This window comes from Bacteroides sp. AM07-18 (assembly GCF_003602695.1).
Taxonomy (GTDB): domain Bacteria; phylum Bacteroidota; class Bacteroidia; order Bacteroidales; family Bacteroidaceae; genus Bacteroides; species Bacteroides uniformis.
Genome location: NZ_QTLM01000006.1, coordinates 71,324 through 93,747 on the forward strand (window position 1 = coordinate 71,324; position 22,424 = coordinate 93,747).

At 45.2% G+C, this 22,424-nt stretch carries 15 protein-coding genes; 3 read left to right on the top strand and 12 right to left on the bottom strand.

The window, feature by feature from the left end:
* Positions 1–91: 91 nt before the first annotated feature.
* The 10 genes from DW096_RS10130 to DW096_RS10175 form a co-directional block, all read right to left on the bottom strand.
* Complete coding sequence (locus tag DW096_RS10130) at positions 92–2,428, bottom strand: glycoside hydrolase family 3 protein (protein WP_044468059.1); 2,337 nt, start codon at positions 2,426–2,428, stop codon at positions 92–94.
* A 13-nt stretch (positions 2,429–2,441) separates the two neighbouring features.
* Complete coding sequence (locus DW096_RS10135) at positions 2,442–3,638, bottom strand: esterase (RefSeq protein WP_044468058.1); 1,197 nt, start codon at positions 3,636–3,638, stop codon at positions 2,442–2,444.
* A 35-nt stretch (positions 3,639–3,673) separates the two neighbouring features.
* Positions 3,674–5,215 (bottom strand): DUF1593 domain-containing protein, encoded by a 1,542-nt coding sequence (locus DW096_RS10140; protein WP_005834667.1) that lies wholly within the window; start codon positions 5,213–5,215, stop codon positions 3,674–3,676.
* A gap of 21 nt (positions 5,216–5,236) precedes the next feature.
* Positions 5,237–6,784, bottom strand: coding sequence for a RagB/SusD family nutrient uptake outer membrane protein (locus tag DW096_RS10145; protein WP_005834665.1), 1,548 nt, complete (start codon positions 6,782–6,784; stop codon positions 5,237–5,239).
* A gap of 20 nt (positions 6,785–6,804) precedes the next feature.
* Positions 6,805–9,861, bottom strand: coding sequence for a TonB-dependent receptor (locus tag DW096_RS10150; protein ID WP_005834663.1), 3,057 nt, complete (start codon positions 9,859–9,861; stop codon positions 6,805–6,807).
* Between the two features lie 74 nt (positions 9,862–9,935).
* Positions 9,936–10,952 (bottom strand): GRP family sugar transporter, encoded by a 1,017-nt coding sequence (locus DW096_RS10155; protein WP_005834661.1) that lies wholly within the window; start codon positions 10,950–10,952, stop codon positions 9,936–9,938.
* Positions 10,953–10,987: 35 nt separating this feature from the next.
* Positions 10,988–12,412: an L-fucose/L-arabinose isomerase family protein gene (locus DW096_RS10160; protein WP_005830248.1), complete on the bottom strand. Its 1,425-nt coding sequence runs from the start codon at positions 12,410–12,412 to the stop codon at positions 10,988–10,990.
* 38 nt (positions 12,413–12,450) lie between these two features.
* Entirely contained in the window at positions 12,451–13,929 is a 1,479-nt protein-coding gene (locus DW096_RS10165) for a glycerol kinase (RefSeq protein ID WP_005830250.1), read from the bottom strand.
* A 48-nt stretch (positions 13,930–13,977) separates the two neighbouring features.
* A complete protein-coding gene (locus DW096_RS10170) occupies positions 13,978–14,901 on the bottom strand; it encodes a transketolase family protein (protein WP_005834658.1) in 924 nt (307 codons plus the stop codon).
* A 1-nt stretch (position 14,902) separates the two neighbouring features.
* The gene (locus tag DW096_RS10175; RefSeq protein WP_005830255.1) at positions 14,903–15,736 is read right to left on the bottom strand and encodes a transketolase; all 834 of its coding nucleotides are present in this window, start codon (positions 15,734–15,736) and stop codon (positions 14,903–14,905) included.
* 254 nt (positions 15,737–15,990) lie between these two features.
* Between DW096_RS10175 and ribB the strand changes: the two genes are divergently transcribed.
* Together ribB and DW096_RS10190 are read left to right on the top strand one after the other, a co-directional pair.
* A complete protein-coding gene (gene ribB / locus DW096_RS10185) occupies positions 15,991–16,605 on the top strand; it encodes a 3,4-dihydroxy-2-butanone-4-phosphate synthase (RefSeq protein ID WP_005830259.1) in 615 nt (204 codons plus the stop codon).
* A 7-nt stretch (positions 16,606–16,612) separates the two neighbouring features.
* Entirely contained in the window at positions 16,613–17,374 is a 762-nt protein-coding gene (locus DW096_RS10190; protein ID WP_005830261.1) for a DeoR/GlpR family DNA-binding transcription regulator, read from the top strand.
* A 79-nt stretch (positions 17,375–17,453) separates the two neighbouring features.
* On the opposite strand, the gene DW096_RS10195 is transcribed toward DW096_RS10190, so the two are convergent.
* Positions 17,454–18,980, bottom strand: coding sequence for a hypothetical protein (locus DW096_RS10195; protein WP_005830263.1), 1,527 nt, complete (start codon positions 18,978–18,980; stop codon positions 17,454–17,456).
* A gap of 138 nt (positions 18,981–19,118) precedes the next feature.
* On the opposite strand from DW096_RS10195, the gene DW096_RS10200 reads away from it, so the two are divergent.
* Positions 19,119–20,222: a glycoside hydrolase family 43 protein gene (locus DW096_RS10200; RefSeq protein WP_044467387.1), complete on the top strand. Its 1,104-nt coding sequence runs from the start codon at positions 19,119–19,121 to the stop codon at positions 20,220–20,222.
* Positions 20,223–20,303: 81 nt separating this feature from the next.
* On the opposite strand, the gene DW096_RS10205 is transcribed toward DW096_RS10200, so the two are convergent.
* Positions 20,304–22,301, bottom strand: coding sequence for a glycoside hydrolase family 2 protein (locus tag DW096_RS10205; protein ID WP_005830268.1), 1,998 nt, complete (start codon positions 22,299–22,301; stop codon positions 20,304–20,306).
* Positions 22,302–22,424 lie beyond the last annotated feature (123 nt).

The window sequence follows — 22,424 nt, forward strand, 5'->3', positions numbered from 1 at the left end:
GCTTCTTTCCCAATTTTACCCAATTACAATTAATTTACCTAAGCACTACAAATCAACCTAATCACAACCAAGAATAATATTATACTCACCTTCAGCGTTTTATCGTATTAACAGTCTCTTGTGGTTTCAATATGTCATTTGTTTTTTCCACAACTGATACCACATCAACATCAAGTACAGCCTTAATATCCTTGGAAGAGGTTCCAATCAAAAACTTATAATTTCCAGCATCCACTACCCATGAAGAAGAAGCTTCATCATAAGAAGCCAAATCCGTAGTGTTCAGTTTCAAAGTGGCAGTAACAGTCTCACCTGGCCTCAATTCCTTAGTTTTGGTAAAAGCTTTAAGTTCTTTTTCCGGTTTGTTCATCTGAAACCTATTGGGAGCGGAGACATAAAGCTGAACAACCTCTTTCCCTGCAAACTTACCAACATTCTTCACATCAATAGAAACAGAATATATACCATTATCAACTTTGACAGACGGATTGACATACTCGAATGTTGTATACGAAAGACCATAGCCGAAAGGATAAGACACTTGCTTTCCGAAACTATCGAAATAGCGATAACCGACAAAAATATCTTCTTCATAATCCGTATAGTCTACATTCTTCACTGAAGATCTTTTGTCCTCCTTATTCCTCACATCTGTATTAGCCCTAGCATCCATAGGAAAATTGGTCGAAGAAGCAACGTCCATCAACTTGTTCGGGAAAGTCATTGTCAACTTACCCGATGGAGATACCTTACCGCTCAACACATCCGTCACACTATTTCCACCCTCCTGTCCTGCCTGCCAAGCCAGCAAAATAGCATCCGGTAGTTTTTTCCAAGAAGCTGTTTCGATTACACCTCCGATATTCAATACCACCACCACTTTCTTCCCAGCAGCATGGAAAGCTTGGCTGACGGACTTCAGCAGTTGCAATTCTTCCTCGCTCAGTTCAAAATCACTGACATTACGGTCTACAAATTCACCGGAAGTACGTCCCAGCGTAACCAATGCAACATCCGCTTTAGCAACTTGTTCTGACAACACCTTTGTAGTAGGGATAAGTTCTGTCGGGCGAGGTACCGGCATAAATCTGGAGAAAGGCTGAGACGAGTCAGGAGTATTTTTCTTATTCTCGGCCTCAATATACTGTTCATAATCGGCCTTCAATGCTTCATCTATCTGGTATCCAGCATTCTTCAAACCATCCAATAATGAGACTGTATAGGCACGATTCACATTACCTGAACCGGTACCTCCTGCTATGAAATCATAGGAAGTACACCCGAAAAGAGCTATATTTCTGACCTTCCTTTCAAATGGCAAGGTTTCGTTATTATTCTTCAACAAAACCATTCCTTCAGTCGCTGACTGGCGGGTAACTGCTGCGTGCGCCTTCAAATCAGGTTTATTGGAATATTTGTATTCTTTAAAATGAGGAGTTTGGAGAATAAGTTCAAGAACACGCTTCACATTACGATTCAGTATGGATTCATCCAATTTTCCGGATTTCACTCCTTCGATAATCATATCATACTGGTTAGCCCTTCCTGGTTGAAGCATATCATTACCTGCTATCATCTGAGTCACGGCATCCTTCCCTCCAAACCAGTCAGTTACCACCATACCCTCGAAATTCCACTCATCACGCAATAAAGTGGACAGCAAGTCTGTATTCTCAGAAGCATAGGTGCCATTAATATGATTGTAGGAGGACATTACTGTCCATGGTGCCGATTCCTTCACTGCAATTTCGAACCCCTTCAAATAGATTTCCCGTAAGGCACGAGGAGTGATACGAGCATCATTAGCATTCCGATTGGTTTCCTGGTTGTTAACAGCAAAATGTTTGATGGAAGTTCCCACTCCGTTGCTCTGTATCCCTCTAACATATGCAGCAGCTATCTTGCCAGACACTAACGGGTCTTCGGAATAATATTCAAAATTACGCCCGCACAAAGGATTCCGATGGATATTCAAAGCAGGAGCCAGTAAAACATCCGCACCATATTCCAACACTTCATTACCAATTGATTTTCCAACTTCCTCTACCAAATCCTGATTCCAAGTAGAAGCAAGTAACGTACCGATAGGAAAATGTGTACAATAATAAGTAGCAGAATCCCCTTCGCGGATAGGATCTATACGTAAACCTGCAGGTCCATCAGCCAACACAATGGCAGGAATTCCCAAACGGGGTATCGGATAAGTAGTACCTGCTGCACCGGGAACCAACTTCTTTGTAGTGCCAATCACCGTACTGTCACCCGAAGTACCCACCATTCCGGTACCGATAACCAAATGTGCCTTTTCTTCCAAAGTCATGGCACCAATAACATCCTCAACGGAATCTTTACCCAGTTGGGGAGCCGCCGGTCCACAAGCGCTCAAAACGCTTGCGACCAACAGCAGACTGAATAGTTGTTTCTTCATGGTGTGTTATGATTTATTTGAACAACTTGGGAGCAAATACAGAGAGATAAATACGCCAGCAAGTCCATACATGCCCACCGGGAGTTTCCATAAACTCATACTTATATCCCTTCTTATCCAAATCGGCGCGATAGGCGGCATTGTTCTTATACAGGAAATCGTCTTTGCCGATACCCAGCCAGTAGAGTTTAGGAGCTTTTTCAAACTGGACAGCCAGCTTCTTGTCCATATCCTGATAAACCGGGCTATTCCGCTGGCCTGCACTCTGGACATTAAGAGCGGCAGAGAACAAACCTACATAATCGAACATATCGGGATAGTTCAAAGAAATATTGGCAGAATGAAAGCCACCCATTGAAAGGCCTGCAATGGCACGGTGTGCCTTGTCTGCCTGCACACGGTAATTACTTTCTACGAACTTCACAATCTCGGGGAAATAGGTTTCAAATGCACCGTCCATGGTTCCGTTCTTCATGTGGTAGGGCTTATAGTAACCCAGGCTGCTTTCACCCGGTGCAGCTTCCATGGCGGCATGTCCATTGGGCATCACGACAATCATCGGTTCAGCCTTGCCTTGTGCTATCAGATTATCGAGAATCTGTGCCGCACGTCCGAAAGTAGTCCATTCGTCTTCATCACCGCCCATGCCATGCAACAAGTAGAGCACAGGATATTTTCTGTTACCGGACTGTTCATAACCCGCCGGTGTGTAGATGTTGATACGGCGATCCATTTTCATGCCATCAGAGTGATACCAACGGTGGGCCAATGTTCCATGAGGCACTTTATTGACCTTATATAAATCAGCCTTGCCATTCCCTACGATGAATACATTGCTTGTTGTGGCAAAGTCACGATAGACATAAACATTGTTGGGGTCTATGGTCGGTACGCCGTCTACCATGAATTCATAACTGTAGAGTTCCGAGTCCAGCGGTTTGGTGGTATAGGTCCAGATTCCTTCGGCATTCTTCGTCATGTCTATCAGGCCTGCGCCCACCATACCGCCAATGTGTTGTCCCTCCGCCCTTTCGGCAAAGTCACCTGCAATCTGTACCTTCTTGGCATCGGGAGCCTTGAAGTTAAAAGTCACTGTGTTGTCTTTATTCACGATTGCAGACTCGAGGTCTTGCGCAACAAACAAGTTCTGCTGGGCAGACATTTGCAGTCCACAAGCTGCCATAAATGCAGCCAATATAATCTTTTTCATTTCAGTTCTTCAAATTAAAGTTCATTGATTCAAGTTCATTCTGCCACTGTAATAATCAGGCGGTGATAGCGGTTCATCTGTGGCGTACCGTTATCCGTAGCTTCCAAAATCAAGTGGATGGTATCACCGGGGTTGGCATCAGCCGGAACAGTAAAAGCTGTATTTGCAGAAGCAGGGTCATCTACCGTTACTTTGCCCCGATATGTACCGGCTGACACATACTGCCACCATTTAATGGTAAGGGCATCCTTATCCGGATCGGTTACAGTGTATTTAAGTTTCAGCTTCTCACCCGGCTTGGCACTCATGGCAAGCGCCCCTTTTATCACCGGCTCATGATTTGCGTCGGCATAGTTTGGAGTGACCGACCATTTAAAGCGGGCAGCCAATCCATTCATTACCGGAGCTGTGAAGTCGGGCAAAGGATAGTGCTCGGCTCTATACTTCATCTGCTCCATGCGCGGAAGATTCTTCACCGAATCGGGAAGGACGGTTCTTCCACCGCACCATCCCCCATAAGTGGGGTCTTCGTGACCACGCAGGCCGTTACCTATCAAATTCAGGAAACAGTAAGTATCGCCTTCAGCCAGATAGGAGCCTTTCGGCTGGATTCCGGTCCAAACCACATAGCCTTGCTTTTTCAATTCATCAACCGTATAACCCGACAAACCGAAGAAATCGAACTTATCACCTTTCACCATCTGCTTACCGTCTCCCCAGACCCGATACATTTCACCGAAAGGACCTTTACTGCGGATGTTCTCCTGCATCCATTCCGGAGAGTAGAAAACCTGATTTTCCTTGGAGGCTCTTAACTGTGCATTATAAGCCAGGCCGACTGTCATCCCCCCCATCTCCATTTGTCTGAGTTCCGGCCAGAAAGGTCGGATATACCGTGCATACGTATCATCCTGATCACCCGAAAGGGAAAGGACCACTTTTCCTATTATCTTCTCACGGATGCCTTTCCAGGCATCGGTATGCTCATAAATATCCTGAATGGACTTCAAGGCACGGGCGATGGTGCTGCCACCTCCCCAAGCATTGATGAATACCGGATCCGTACAATCATCGAGCAATACAGCTTTAATCAGCTCCGACCCCGGAGTGTCCTTGGAAATATCACCGTCGAACTCGATATTACCGATACGCACTTTAGACTTCAGGTATTCGGGAGTCGGATAAGACGGGTCGTGCACTTTCAGATTGGGATATACTTTCTCGTAAGCTTCCACGGCATCGTCAATGAAACGTTCATCCGGATCCCAACGCCAGCTTTCCATAGGTCCGTAGTCTATGCCATTACGGGAATATTCACGTCCAGGCACATACCACTTCGTGCCGTGCCCGTCACCTTTCCAATGGAACTGGCTGCTGGCATAAATCAAGCCTTCCACACGGAAATCCGTACTGAAAAGCAGGAAACGTATCAAAGAGTTCAGGTCATCAAGTTCCGGGTCACAAGTAATGATGACACGCGGTTTTGACGATTTTTCACCGGGCGTCTGCTGTCCGCTCATGCAAACCGGCATCACAGCCATAAGGCCTGATAGGAATAAGCATTTTAATTTATTCATAAACTAAGTTTTATTGATTAATTACCAACCCGGGTTCTGGGTCATATTCTTATTGACATTCATTTCAGTAGCAGGGAACGGAAGCAGTTCATGCTTACCGCTCTTGAAGCCGGCAGAAGCATTTTTCTGTTCATCCCAACTTACACGGCCGTCTTTGTAAAGAGCCGGTCTTTCCTGCCCTCTCTTGGCAAGTACCGTAGCAGCATCACCCCACCGAATCAAATCCTGGTAACGGCAGCCTTCCATCCAAAGCTCCAGACGCTTCTCTTTCTTGATATCATCCATAGAGACGCTGCCCAATGCAGGCAACTGGGCACGGTCACGCACTTTATTCACATATCCGGCAGCCTTACTTGCATTTCCGGACTGAAGACTCGCTTCAGCAGCAAGCAGCAGAACCTCGGCATAACGCATGGCACGGGTATTGTTAGGACAACGCAACCACCAATAGTTGATGACATCTGCTTCATAAACACGGTATTTCCAGCTGAAGTAACCGGCATTGTCCGGCATATAAGCTATGGCATTGCTCAATGAGATACCCATATCCTCCATTTGCCGGTATGTCTTGATAGAGGCATTCAAGCGATAAGTATCTCCCATTTCGACAAACGCATCGTAGCTTTCCTTCGTCGGATTAAAAAATCCCCAGCCGCCATGAGAATAGATTTGAGTAGGCTCATTGAATGCAAGCATGTCTCCACGCCAATGCACATATACCCAAATCATGTTACTCATAATGCCGGTAACATTGTTGGCGTCGTAAACATAATTACTTTCAAACAGACTTTCACAATTCGCCTCGCCTTTGGTAGTCTGGATATTCTCATAATCACTGTAAAGGTCGTACTTCCCGCTATTGATTACCTCATCCAAAACTGTAACAGCAGCACCATAATTCTTCTGGAATACGTATGCCTTGCCCAACAAGGCTTGTGCAAATTGTTTGGTGATACGATAGGTAAAGTTGTCCAAGCTTGTCTTTTCCTCCAAATTGCCACTGTTGACAGCTTCGGTCAAATCTTGGTTCACCAATGCCCAAAGCGCCTCTGTATTACCATTTGCCTGGGAATATTCGTTTGCTTTCAACGGATGGTCCACCAACGGCGGAGTTCCCCAAAGACTGATCAATTCGATGTAGGACATCGCACGGAAAACCTTTGCCTCTGCACGTGCACGAAGCTTAACCTCAGAATCATCGCCTACATACTGCAAAACAATGTTGGCGGCATAAATCACTTTATAAAGATTCGTATACAACGTTTTAATATGGGAAAAATCAGAGTCGAACGTATAAGTCGACAGCAACTGTGCACTGGCAGCCGTCCAGCTTTCCCCTGCCGAATAGCAATCGTCAGAAAGAAGATTCTTCAGCCAGAACGCAGGCGCATAGGTGTCCTTCCAATTGCTATAGCAGGCTATAATGGCTTCTTCCGCATCGGCATCCGTTTTATAGAAATTTTCGAAAGTGCTTACCCCATGCTGCGAAATATCCAGATTGTCCTCACAAGAGGAAAAGAAAGTGCAGCCGGCAAGTAACAGACTTGATAAAATATATTTTGCTTTCATATTTCGTATTGAATTAAAGATTAAAATACTACGTTAAGACCGAGCACGACTTTCTTGCTGGACGGATAAGAGCCCATATCCAAACCCATCGCATTGCCTGTACTCGTAAATTCAGGATCAAATCCGGGATATTTGGTAAATGTGAAGAAGTCGTCTAAAGAACAATACAAACGAAGGTTACTCAAACCCACCTGCTTCAACAAATTCTTAGGCAGGTTATAGCCCAACTGTATCTGCTTGATTTTAAAATATGAACCGTCGAATACAAATTTGGAGCTCTTTAAATACTTATCATAATTGCTGGGATTGGAACGGGCATATTTTGCATTGTCTCCCACAGCAGTCCACCGTCCGTCATAGAATTCCTTCAAGGTATTCGCTTTCATACGGGAAGTACGGTTATAGCCGGCAAACACATCATTGCCATGAGAACCGGAACCAAAGATTGTCAGGTCAAGGCCTTTCCAGGCAGCTGTCAAAGTAATACCATAAGTAAAGTCGGGAATGGCAGAACCGATTTCTGTCTGGTCGGCATCTCCAATAATGTCATCATCATTCTTGTCTTTGAATATTGGGTCACCCGTTTGCGGATCAATACCCGTGCACTCATAACCGCGCATGTACCAAATGGGATGTCCTTCTTCAAAATAATTCATAGTGCCGATACCTGCACTTGTTGTACTGGCAATACGCTCCAATGTTTCATGAAGATAAGTTACTTTATTCTTCAAAGTAGCGATGTTAGCTTTTACACTATAACTGAAATCTTTGATATGATCACGCCATGAGAGTTCAAACTCAAATCCGCTGTTCTTGACATTTCCCGCATTCATAGGTGAAGTAGTGTTACCCACAATCAAAGAAGGAGTAATACCGGTTACAATCAAGTCTTTGGTTTTCTTCTCATAATAGTCAAATCCGAAGCTCAAACGGTCATTCAGCATCCGGAGGTCAATACCCAAGTCTATCTGTTCGGAAGTTTCCCACTTCAAATCATAGTTACCGGTTGCAGATGGCAACGAACCTGTTTCATAAGACACATCACCGGACATTGGATAATTGATTCCAGACAAAATCGTAGCATCATACATATAGTCTGCCAAACCGGCGATACTACCATTCTGTCCCCAGCTTGCACGCAACTTCAAATGAGAGATTGACTTGAGGTTTTCCATAAATTTCTCGTTGGAAAGTACCCAGCCGACAGACACAGCCGGGAAATAGCCCCAACGTTTCTGCAAAGGAAGGATAGACAAGTCGGCTGCATCCGCACGAAGGGTGAATTGGGCAAAATACTTGCCTGCATAGTCATAAGATGCCCGGCCAAAGTAAGAAAGATTGGCATACCTCCGTTTCTCTCCACCACTTACCGTACGGGTGGCAGTACCGGTCCGAAAAGCAAAATAGGCATAATTGGGATCCAACTTGGTAATACCCAAATCAACCTTGTCGCCGGAACGGCTACCATTGATTCCTCCCGTCACTCCAAAGGAAGTATTGGAAGAATAGGACATACCAAGCATCACGTTTACATTGTGCTTATCTGCAAATGTCTTGGTATAGTTGGCAAAGTTTTCCCATTGCCAGTACGTGGTGTTGGAGCTTGTCGCACTTACCGATACATAGTCCTGATAAAGGTCAGAGCAGGTAATGTTAGGCATAACATAGCCGTAGGAATTGCTGTAAGTATAACGGTATCCCAAACGTGAAGTGATGACCAGCTCTTTAATCGGAGTAAAATCCAGATAAGTGGAGCCGCTGAACACAAAACCATCTCTTTTCGTTGTACCACGGTCACGCATAATATACGGATTGATATTATTGGAGTCACCATAAGGGGAAATAGAATAATAATCACCATTGGCATTCTGAAGCAAGGTATGCCCTTGGTTCATATAATTAATCATAGTGTCGGGCAGTTTATCCGGTGTATAGGTAACTGGAGTAAGAGGGTCAAGCTGAATGGCAGACAGCATCAAAGAACCGGTTGCTGAGCCTTCGCTTACAGACTGTACATGATAACGGGAAAATGAATTGTTTGTCGTGAACTTCAACCAATCCTTTACTTTATAATCTGCATTGACAGTGCCGGTAATACGGTCAAAAACGTCCTTATTGCCTACAATGGGACCATTGTTGCTTAAATAAGAAAGCGATGCAAACAGTGAACCATTATCATTGGCCCCTTGGAAATTGACATTGTGACGTTGCATCATGGATGATTCAAACGTTTCTTTCACCCAATCAGTATTTGTCTTTCCATCCCAATACCTATCTATTGTTTCTCTGGGAATAAGATTGCCTTCAGTCATATAATTGACGTATTCCTGAGCATTCAGAATATCAGGAGTACGACCCAAAGACTGGGAGGACAACTGGAAATCATAAGAAATACGGCGGACTCCCTTTTTTGCCTTCCGGGTGGTAATCAAGACAACACCGTTACCGGCCTGGGCGCCATAGATAGCAGCAGAGGCAGCATCCTTCAATACTTCCATACTCTCAATATCGTTCGGATCGAGGTTGCTGATGTCTTTCGTACGCAGACCATCGACTACATACAAAGGATCTGAGCTGGCATTACTGCTATATCCACGGATACGAATGGCGGGATTCGAACCAGGAGCCGCAGATGCAGAAATAATTTGCACACCGGCTGTCTTACCCTGCAAGGCCTGCTCGGCATTGGTAATGGTACGATTTTCAAAATCTTCAGCCTTTACGGAAGAGATGGCCCCCGTTACGGAGCTTTTCTTCTGTACACCATATCCCACTACAACCACTTCATCCAAGGTCTTGTTATCTTCTTTCAGTACTATATTCATAGTACCCGCAGCGGCTTTCTTTTCCTGGGTCACATAACCTATATACGAAAAGACGATAGTGGCGCCCTCATTCACCGACAAGGTATAATTACCATCCAAATCAGTTATGACACCATTTGTCGTACCTTTTTCCAATACACTTACACCAATCATCGGTTCATTAAGTTCATCGGTGATTCTGCCAGATACACTTACATGTTTCTGTGCAAAAACAGATGTCATACCTACCAAAAGGAACAGCACCAAGACCATTAACCTTTTCTGTTTAATTTGTCTTACAATCGTTTTCATTTATTATTATTTTGGGTTAACAATGAATTAAAATATCAGTTTGAAAGCGTAATCAGTACCAGCCCCACAACAAAGAGTACAAACATAGTCGCAATCATAGGTACAGTTCCTTTGGGAGCTCCTTTGAACTCTTTCCATACAAAGAATCCCCAAATCATGGCTACCACCGGTGCGGCATTGCTCAGCGCATAGGCTATGGCCGGATTGGCTGATCCGGCTCCCATAAAGCTGACCACCATACCGCTCATCCAGATAAAGCCGCCCAACATACCGATCAGGTGTGTACGGGTATCACCTTTCAGATAGTCCTTCATTGTGACCTTGTTTCCTTGAGCCGGATGACTCATGGCAAACGTATTGAAAATGGGAGTAGTGATAAGGACACCGGCGGCAAAGCAAAATACGCCGGTATAGGGAGTCAGTGTTCCCGTACCACCCGCAACATACTGGGGATCGAGTGATTTTACAACCAATCCATAGAAAAACATGATGGCCAATCCTGCCACAATAGCCAATAAGATACCTTTTTTAGGGGTGGATGCCTGACTCGCCGACATCTTTCCATAAGCCTTCCCGCAAATGCAGATGGCTACAATGATAACAACTACCCCTATCCAAAGCAATGCCTGGTTTCCGGGGTATACTTCACCGGCCAAAGTTATCAGCAGATAATTAAAAATTATACCGCCTATCCAGGCTAAGCCTCCGCCAATGGGAAACCCTATCGACATACCGGCCACAGCGATGGCTGCCGTCAGAAAGATATTACCGAAATTCCAGACAATACCACCCAACAGTGCATACTTCATACTGTTCCAGTCCATTGCCGCCAAGTCCTCAAAGAAAGTACGGCCTTCACTTCCCAAGCTTCCCAATGTCAGAGCCCCCAACAGAGCCGTGAAAAACAAACCGAAAGCCAAGTCCCAATAGAAAAGCTCGAAACTCCAGCTTTTCGAGGTCACCATCTTCTGCGTATTCGCCCAAGAGCCCCAACAGAGGCAGCAATAGACACAACACAGAATGGCCAAAATATAGTTGTCAACAAGTATCATAATTTATCTTCTGTTGTTTACCGTGTGTTTACTTTTCATTCATGCACATATAGATTCCAGCCCAAATAGTCCTCGATGGCTTCGTTCAGAATTTCCTTCACATCATTGCGAACCATAGCCACATGATGTTCAAAACCATTTTTACAAATATACTTCATCAGAGTCTGCAAGTTATTCACCTTGGTGACAGCTATGCATCCATCCATTCCATACGGGTCATCCGTGATTTCACCAGTACCCAAATAAGCCTTGATAGCGCCTTTTGTATCATCTGTGGAAATACGGAAGAATGTGAAATCACCTTTGGTCACTTTACCATATACGGCACCGAATGTATTGACCTTGCCCAGCGTACGTCCCAAAACGCCCAGTGTACCAAGCTTCAAGTCATTTCTGACAAACGATTTCGGGAAGTTACCGCAATGGGTACATACACATTTGTTCCGGTCTTCTGCAAAATTGTTATTCCAGTCAAGCAATGCCGATTGACCTTGCGCTGCCAATGTCAAAGCATACATGGACACAGCGCCGGCAATATCTACCTCACAAGCGGCAGGAAGTAATTTTTCACCCAGCATACTCATTGTCACACATGCTGCACAACCATAATTTTGTTCCAAAGAGTCCCAACACTGAACAGCAACAGCATCAATCTGATTGGCTTCGATCCAACGTTCTACAGCCACACCGAATTTTGCCTGAAGCACCAGCTTGTCACTATATTCCTTGGGAACTGCCGCATAGCACTTAATTTCTTCAAGCTTCTTCAGCAACTCCGCATCCGTATCCTCAATCTTACGGGCAGCACCGAGTATTTCAGAAAGGTCGACCGGAACGACTGTAATGCCACTCTTCTGTAACAGTTTCTCACTTGCACGTACAGTCTGGAAACCAGCCGGACGAGCACCGATAGCACCGATACGTGCATGGCGCAAGCCATTGACTACACGACAGATACCAGCAAACTTATTGATATCCTTGGCCAGTAATTCGGAGTATATAGAATAGGTGTGTAGCGTGGTATCTGTAAAAGGTATGCCATATTGATACAGATTGTTACAAACAGAAATCTTACCGCAAAAAGCATCACGGCGGCTGTCCAGATCCACCTTGTCGTTCTCGTCGTCACAAGCCTGTACCAAAACGGGGACATTCAAATCGGCCACGCTGATAGCATTGATGATTCCAATCTCAAAGCCAAAGTTGGGCAGGGAAACTATGATACCGTCAATGCGGTCACGATTCTGTCGGAACAGTTCCGCACACTTCAATCCGTCTTCGCGGGTTTCAATACTGCTACTGCCGGTAGGAGTAGCGTCTTCAGGTAAGATCACATAATCATAGCCTTCGTCGGCAAGTGTTTTCAACAATTGTTTGCGAACATCTTTAGCCAATTCTGAATTAAAATAAGCACGAGTGCCGATAATTATACCGAAACACATTCTTTCCTTGTTTTTCATTGTAGATAGTGGGTATTTAAATTATACTTTGAAAATATTTATCTGATTAATTGGTTTACCGCTTTCAACCAGCCTTCACACCATTTTTCTACCTGTGATAGGTTACTTTGCGGCTCTATGCGGTAGCGGCTCCGGCGTAATACGGACACCTGCTCAAAGCTCGTCCATATCTTGCGAGCCATTCCGTTCATTACAACGGCTCCCAAGGCCGAAGCTTCTTCAACATCCGAACAATTGATCGGTACACGTAAGCAGTCGGCCTGGAACTGCATCAGGAATTTATTTTTTGTAGGTCCTCCATCGGCTCTGACTTCTTTCAGCTTTATACCTGCCTGACTGGTCATCGCTCTGACCAAATCATTCACTTGATAGGCTATGGATTCAAGTGCTGCCCTGAGAACATGCGGTTTCCCGGTACCTAAGGTCATCCCTAAAATGGCAGCCTTTACATCCCCTTGCCACCAAGGAGCTCCCAACCCGGCAAAAGCCGGTACGACATACACACCTCCATTGTCTTTTACTGTAGCCGCCAACTCTTCCGCTTCGTCTGGCGAACTAATCATCTGCAATCTCTGTTCTAGCCACTTGATGGTAGCACCAGTACAATGGATATTGCCTTCAAAAGCATAGAATATTTTTCCAAGTGCGGCAAAACCGATGGAAGTGACCAATCCACGGGGAGCAACGGCAGCTTTTTCACCAATATTCACCATCACTGATGAGCCGGTTCCATAAGTGACCTTGCCCAGCCCTTCTTCAAAGCACATCTGACCGGCCAGTGCACCGTGTGAATCCCCCAATACACCGGCTATGACAATAGGATTCTTAAATAATCCTCCCACCGTAGTTTCTCCAAAAACAGCATCACATGGCAGTAATTCAGGCATCATAGTTTCGGGGATGGTAAATAGCTCCAGCAGGTCACTGTCCCATTGCATCGTATGAATATTAAACAAAAGAGTCCTGGAAGCATTGGTATAATCTGTCACATGGCGTTTACCATCAGTCAATTTCCAAATCAGCCACGTATCAATGGTTCCCATCAATAAGTCACCGTTATCAGCAGCCTGACGGGCTCCTTCCACATTGTCAAGTATCCACTTCACACCACTGGCTGAGAAATAAGGATCCAATAGCAAACCGCTTTTCGCCTGTACTATTTCGCTGTACCCACTGGCTTTCAACTCATTACAGATATCAGCACCACGCATGCATTGCCATACCACAGCATTGCATATCGGTTTGCCCGTATGCTTATTCCATACAACCACTGTTTCACGTTGATTGGTGATGGCCAACGAATACATATTGTCTGCCACTTCCTCCTTTATCAGTTCGGCTATACTTTTCTGTACATTCCGATAAATTTCTTCAGCATCATGCTCCACCCATCCGGATTTGGGATAATATTGTTCATGGGTGACATTGACGCGCCTCAGCATTTCACACCTCTCATTGAATAGCATGGCTTTGGTAGCCGAGGTGCTTTGGTCTATTGCAATTATCAGGTTTTCCATTTCAGGTATTATTAAAGGCTAATTGATTTCAAATTTATCGAATCGGAGTTACTTAAGGAAGTCAAGGGCAGTTTTCACGATACCGGATGAGTCGAGTCCATAATGGGCAAAAATTTCCAGGGAGTTCCCATGCACCACATTCTCATCAGGGATACCCAGGATTTTCACCGGTACGGGATGCTCGGATATGATTTCAGTCACCATCGCCCCAAGACCTCCATACTGGCTATGCTCCTCAACCGTGATGATTCGCCCGGTTTCGGAAGCGGCTTTCAAAACAGCTTCCTCATCACAAGGTTTAATAGAGGACATATCCAATACCCGGGCCGAAATACCATATTCGCGTAACTTCAAAGCCGCCTGACGTGTGTGGTATACGGTTTCACCGGTTCCGATAATAGTCAGATCTGTTCCGTCCAGCAACATGTTGGCCTTACCTATGGCAAAATCAAAATCATCATTTTCATAGACATCGGGAACTGCTGCACGACCTACACGTACATAAACCGGTTCGGGATAATCAACCAAAAGCTCAACCAGTTTTTTAGTCTGTCGGGCATCGCAAGGTAACACGATATTCATTCCGGGAAAAGTACGCAGCACGGCAATGTCGTGTAAGCTATGATGGGTAGCCCCCAAAGCTCCGTAAGCTACTCCTCCACTTACTCCCAATATTTTTACGTTGTTCTGGCTATAAGCCAAGTCCACCTTTACCTGTTCCAAGCTACGAGCCACATAAAAACAAGCCGGACCACATACAAACACTTTCTTTCCGCTATGAGCCAACCCGGCTGAAATACCCACAGCATCCTGCTCCGCAATACCACACTCCACGAATTGCTGCGGCAATTCTTTGGCAAAATCATTTAACGTCACCGAGCCACGGGCATCCGTCGTCACAGCAATGATGTCCTTGTCCATCCGAGCCAATGACAACAAAGTGTCGGTGAAACTTTTTCTGCAAGCTATCATATCAATTATATTCTAAATCCTTAATTCTTTCTGATATTTCTTGAATGGCCTGTTCATACTGTTCGTTACTCGGAACCCCATGATGCCATTTAGCTACCCCTTCCATGAAAGATACTCCTTTCCCTTTTGTCGTATGAGCCACCAGCAAATGAGGGTGACGGTTTGCATAATCAATGGAACGGAAAGTCCGGATAATATCTTCCATGTCGTCACCATTCATATCCTTTACCTCCCAGCCGAATGCCGTCCAGCGATCATGGATATCATCAATTCCCATCACATCTTCCGTATTTCCGCTAATCTGCAAATGATTACGGTCTATTATAGCCACCAAATTATCTAATCTATACTGCCGGGCAGCCATTGCTGCTTCGTAGATGGAACCTTCACCCTGTTCACCATCCCCCATCAACACATAGGTTTTATAATCCCTGTTGTCCATTTTGGCAGCTATCGCTATACCTACCCCAACAGACAAACCATGTCCCAAGGCTCCGGTATTCACTTCAATACCCGGAACTCCGATAGTGGGATGTCCCGAAAGGATAGAGCCATATTGTCCCAATGTATCCAAAATGCCTTCTGTTATAAACCCTTTGGATTCCAGCGTCACATACAAAGCCTCCACACAATGCCCCTTGCTCAAAATGAAACGGTCACGCAAATCATCTTTAGGACTGTCCGCATTCACATTCATCACATCAAAGTAAAGAGCCGTAAGAACATTGAGGCAAGACAAATCTCCGCCGATATGACCGGCTTTTGCCTTATAGATAATTTCAATTAATCTTTTTCGATTCCTTTCTGATTGAAGAGTCAATTCTTTTGTTTTCATAGCTTATTTGCTTTCATTTCTTTGCAAAGAAAACAAATAAAAACCACGAAACGAAAGAAAACAAAAGTTTTCCATTGTTTATTAACATGTTTTATAATTAGACCAGGGCGAAAAACGAAACAAATAAATAAAAAAGAGAAAGGAACTACAGTGCAAAAGATAATATATAGAATAAAAAAGAAGAAAAACAGCAAGAATAGACTTTCATTTGACTTTTTCTGACTACCTTTGCGGAAAAATTAAATGATTATACAATGCTCAATACTGTAGACGAAGGAATAGAAGCGGTTCGACAAGGGAAAATAGTGATAGTTGTCGATGATGAAAATAGAGAAAACGAAGGCGATTTTATTGTATCCGGTGAAAAAATAACTCCTGACATTGTTAACTTCATGATTACACACGGAAGAGGGCTTCTTTGTGTACCGCTACCGCGTTCACGTTGCAAAGAACTCCAACTGCCCCCAATGTCGGAAGACAACACTTCCCTTTTAGGCACGCCGTTCACCATGTCCGTCGATCTGAAGGGCTATGGCTGCACAACGGGAGTTTCCGCCTATGACCGCTCCGCTACCATACGTGCTTTGGTTACCGGTAATATAAAGCCCTCGGAACTGGCACGTCCCGGACACATTTTCCCCCTTTACGGACATGAGGACGGAGTATTGGGACGTGACGGACATACAGAAGCATTACTCGACCTGACAAGAATGGCAGGATTGACACCCGGCGGCGCTCTCATTGAAATACTGAACCAGGATGGGACAATGGCCCGCTTGCCACAACTACTTGAAATGGCAAAAAAGTTCCGACTGAAGATTATAGCGATCAAAGATATACAGGATTATCGTAGAAACAACAATATATAAAGTAGATATGGCACTAAACCAAAGAAGAGTCAAGATTCTGGACCTTATCCGCGAAGACGGGCATGCAAAAGTTCAAGAATTAAGCAGGATTTTCAATGTAACGGATGTAACAATCAGACAAGACCTGGAAGCCCTTGAAAAATTAGGGTATATCCAAAGAGAACACGGCGGAGCCTTCCTGAAGGATGTGGGCTCATTTGCAAAAACCGGAAAGGTTTTCAATCAGACCCATATTGAGGAAAAAAGAGAAATAGCCCAAAAAGCAGCGTCGTTTATCAGTGAAGGTGAATGTATCATTCTCGACTCCGGTTCTACTACCACAGAAATAGCCAAACTACTTACACAATACAAAGAGCTGACCGTCATTACCAATGCTCTGAACATAGCACTTATATTGGGCGAAAATCCAGGCATCAACCTCATTGTGACAGGAGGAGAATTCAAAGCACCCACCCTTTCATTGACAGGAAAGATGGCAGCCGATTCACTCAAAGGTTTCCATGCCAACAAACTATTCCTTGCCACAGCAGGAATATCCCCAGACATGAGTCTGACCTATCCGAGCCTCAGCGATCTGATGGTTAAATCGGCCATGATAAAAGCCGCCGAGGAAGTCATTCTGGTAGCTGATTCCTCCAAGATAGGAATTAGTGCATTTGCCAGTTTAGGTTCAATATCTATGGTAAATTCTTTCATCACAGACAGCAATATCTCGGAAGAGAATATCGAAAAGATGAAAGAAAAGAACATAAACCTTCTAATTGGATAACTTAAAAGATTACCCCTTCCAGAAGATATTGAACAGACAATATAGTAACGATTGGAATAAGGAACAATTAGAAGTAAAACTATAAAACATGTTTTTTAGCCAGCCGATACGCTTCCCCGACCACTTCCTTCGGATAACCGCACATCTCGATAATCCGGATGGCATTACGTTCCGTCGCCGGTCCCGGTTTCAGCTTATAATCAAAAGACAAGGTATTGTCGGCAACACATTCACAAAAATGAAACGATTCATATTCGTTCTCAAGTAAGGAAGCCAGTTCAACGTCGTGAGTGGAAGCAAACACGATACTGTTCTTGTGTGCCAAAGCAGATAGCACAGCTTTGGCTATAGCTATCCGTTCCACCGTGTTCGTCCCTTTGAACAACTCATCCAGCAGGAAAAGCTGCCTACGTCCCTTTCCGACCTCCAGCATCTCTCGAACAATCTGTACCTCCTGCAGAAAGAAACTTTTTCCTTCCATCAGACTATCCTCCAGATGGATAGCAGAAAACAATGCGGTATCCATGGGAAAACGAAAACTGCGGGCGAAACAAGTATGGAACACTTGTGCGGAAAGCAGGTTAAGTCCGATAGCACGGATAAAGGTTGTCTTACCAGACATATTGGAGCCGGTAACAAGGACAGAACTGCCACAAAGCGTAATGTCATTGGGGATACAATGCTCTATAAGCGGATGATAAAGGCCCTCTGCATGAAGCGTTTCACCCTCGTCACAAGCTTCCGGAAGAGTATAATAGGGCAGCCCATCCCGAAGCTCGGAAACAGAGCAAAGCGCATCCACCAATCCAAAATAGCGGAAAACCTCTTCAATCTGTTCTTGCCTGCCCTGCAATAGAAAGAAAGCCTTGGAAACCGGAATAACCTCCCGCAGGAAAAACACATTCACCATCTCGATGAAGAAATAAGCAAGAATGGCGATGTCGCTCTCCAGCTTGATACTGAAACGGAAAGTGGAAAGTTGCTTTCGTAACGGACGCAGCGCCTGCAAAGTCTTTTGGATATCCCGATGCACCGATACACACAACGGAATCTGTGCCAGCCTCTCCGCTTGCCTGAGCAGCAGCCATAACTGAGGGATGGAAAAGAAATAGCCCTGAATCCGTGCCTTGCTGCGATAGTGCAATACCATGTTCACCAATACCGATATACACAATAACCCCAGAACGTAAAGCGAAGATGTAACATAAACCATCCCTGACAAAACAAAAGGCACGAACTGCAATATACTTAGCAAACGGTAAAAGCGGCGGGAATATATGGGATGGGAAATGGAAAACAACGATGCAATGGCGCAAGCATCCGGCGTATCCAGTTTCTGCAACTCCGACCGGATTTCTGCACGCAACTCCTTGTCGGCAGAGAGTTCGCGAATCACTTCCTCCTGTTCCGAAATCTCCGAAAGGCGGTTGTAATGCAACAAGTCGTAGAGGTACTGTCGGCCCACACAAGAAGAGGTACGGTCGGCCCATTCGAAAAAGTCATCCAGATTGAGGTCGTCCCAGGTTTTCTGTGACACCAAATGTTCTTTCTCCTTCACCGACCGGTACTCGTGGTATAGCGATATATCCGAAAATGACTGTCCCATCAAAGAATTATTTAGAATGATGCACAAAAATAATGAAAAGCTTGCATTCTATCTAATTTCCTTGCAGCTTTCCCTATATTGTGTTTACTTTGCAGATACAAACACTTTTCGTTACTTCAACATTTAAATTCTAACAAGATGAAGCACACCCTTTTCACATTGGCACTGGTCTTATTGGCTCTGCTGTCAGCATCATGCGGAGATAAGAAGAAAGTAGTATATCAGAACCCACTTCCCATGGCCTTCGGAGACCCGTTCCTCCTGAAAGCTTCCGACGGGAAATTCTATATGTACGGGACGGGGGGAGTACAGAACGGCTTCAAAGTATATTCCTCCGATGACCTGGTGACATGGAAAGATGAGGGTCCCGTCTATCAAGGCGGCACATCCGACTCATGGGCCACCGACTGTTTCTGGGCGCCCGAAGTGTATGAGCGCGACGGCAAATACTACTTATGGTTCAGCGCCAACTGGAAGGAAAACCCCACTCAGGAGCAAGAGAACTTCCGTATCGGCGTAGCCGTAGCCGATAAACCCACCGGGCCTTTCAAAGATTTGTCCGACCGCCCGGTATTCGACCCCGGCTATCCTATCATCGACGCAAACATACTCTTTGACGATGCATCCGGAAAGACCTACCTCTACTACTCCCGCTGCTGCTACAAACATGCCGTCGAGAGCGAAGTCTCAGCATGGGCCAAAACAAAGGGCTGGTTTGACGAGATTGAGGAGAGCTGGATTTACGGCGTGGAGCTGAAACCGGATTTCTCCGGTGTCATCGGAGAGCCGGTAGCATTGCTTTGCCCGCCCAAAACGATGGACGACCCTCAAGCGAAATGGGAGAACCGTTCGGTGACTACACATGAGGTCAACAGACGCTGGACAGAAGGTTCGTATATGGTGAAACACGGGAATCTCTATTACATGCTTTACTCTGCAAACTTCTTCGGAGGAAAGAATTATGCGGTGGGCTATGCAACCTCCCAAAGTCCTTTAGGCCCATTCACAAAGGCTGCCAACAATCCGGTGCTGCAAAAGAACACAGAGCAAGGCGGCATCGTGACCGGAACCGGGCATTGTATGCTCATCGACATTCACAATCGGCTCTACTGTGTCTACCATGGACGCACCGAAACCACCGGTGACGAACGAATGGTATTCATCGACCTCATAGACATCCAACCAGACGGGAAACTGGTAGTCCACGGACCGAATACGGATTTACAGAAAATCACATATTAAAGCTATCAGGCGCAGACTGTACAGCATTTCACGGTTCATTATTCCCCGTGGCTCTCCTATACATTCCGCGCCTGATGAAAATTAAAAAGGACATATCCATACACAACAATCCGCTCCATATTTGTTCCTGACTTCAATTCTATTTTCACCGGTATCCAATACAATGCCTTTCCATTCCAGTACATTTACGGAATCAGGTTTTGCAGTCCCATATGCTTTGCCATTGATATACAATTTGGCAGCTCCGCTATTGCTGAATACTTGCACATCAACGGTTTTGCGGGTTCTGTTTACCAATCGTTTTCCTGCGATATATACAAACTTATCTTCTTGATTCCAGTTTGCCTTATAAAAGTAAAAGGCATCTTTCTTTATTTTCCGGTCGTAAGTCACCAGCCCCTTATCGTTGCGTCCCATAATGGATCCCTCCCTACGGCCTGCCGCCGAAAAGTCGAACATGCACCAGATGAAGTTGCACCACAAGAATTCGCGTTCCTGAAGCTGTTTCCAATTCTCCACATGATAATAAGTCTGCCAGTTTTCGGGATGCCATTGCCCCCACGGTTCCGGATGCCTCAGCGAGTCCTCCTGCTGGAATACGCATGCCCCGGCACCATACTCGCTGATGCCCATCTTCCGCTCCGGATGTGCTGCATGCTCGCGGTCTATCCAGCGCCCCATGTCATCCATGTTGTCGCCATACCAGCCGAAATACTTGTTGAAAGCAATCAGGTCGGTGAATCCGTTGAAGTCGTCATCCTGATTACTGGCTCCCATAGTGGGACGGCTCGGGTCCAACTGACGGGCCAAAGCATGAAGCTCTGCCGCCATACGCGAAGGACGGTCCAGCCAACCGGAATTTATCTCATTGAACAGCCCCCAGAACAAAATGCAGGGGTGATTGTAGTTCTGTAAAATCAGTTCCTTCAATTGCAGGCGCAAGTTTTCATCATAAGCAGGATTATTCACATAAACATTGACAAAAGGAATCTCAGCCCATGCCACCAGTCCCCGCTTGTCCATCTGTTGATGCATGTATTTGGCTTGCGGATAGTGACAAAGACGCACGGCATTGCATCCCATTTCCTGCATCAAGTCCAAATCTTCATCATGGTCTTGCGGATAAAATGCCGAAGCGCGTTCTGCCCTATCCTGATGCCGGTTCACGCCATTCAAGCGATAAGGCTTTCCATTCAGGAAGAAACCTTTCTCCGCATCGGCATGAAAGTAGCGGAAACCTATCTCTTCTTCGCGGCGGTCTATCTCTTTTCCATCCTTACGCAATATCACCACTCCTTTATATAAATAGGGATTCTTCACTCCATCCCACAAATGAGGCCTTTCAAGCACTATGTCCATCATCACCTTTTTATCCTCACCCACCTCTGCACTGGCAACACGGCAAAGCAACTTTTCCTTGTCATATAGTCGAAACTCCACCTCGCAACCGGTCACAGTAGTTTCCCTTGCCGAAAGCAGTGCTTCAATTTTCAAATGGGCCTTTTTCTCCGATACATCGGACTGAGTGAAGAATACACCTGAAGAGGCATAATAAGCAGGTTCTATGCAGACATCCTCCGTCACCAGCAGTTCCACCCCCCGATACAACCCACCAAACATATTGAAGTCGCCGCAAATGGGAGCGACATCCATAGTCTGAGCATTGCTGACACGAATTTCCAATACACTTTCTGTTCCCGGGACCAGGAAATCAGTCAATTCTGCCACAAATGCCGTATAACCACCCTTATGTTGCATCACAAAATGATGGTCGATAAAAATGTCGGCAACCGTCTGTGCAGCCATCACTTTCAAGAAAAAACGTTTGCCCCGATAATGGGCAGGAACAGACAACTTACGACTGTAATTGCATAATCCCCTATAATAATCGGCATTGCCAAACATGCCATCGCCCGCATTCCAAGTGTGAGGCAAAGTAACCTTCACTATTTCCGAAGCAGGTGCCTGAAAACCCCGGTGGAAATTCCATCCTTCATTCAGTGGAATCACCTCTACGGCAAATACACATGTTGACAATATTCCCAAAGAGAATAAAAATAAAATGATGAATCTGTTCATTTTCGATAAAGTATTAGAAGGTTAATCATATTGGCAGGAACCAGTCCTTCCCTGCAAAGGTATGAAATAAATGTTGAATAATAAATGAGAAAAACACTTCAAGACACGCAAGACAACAAACGG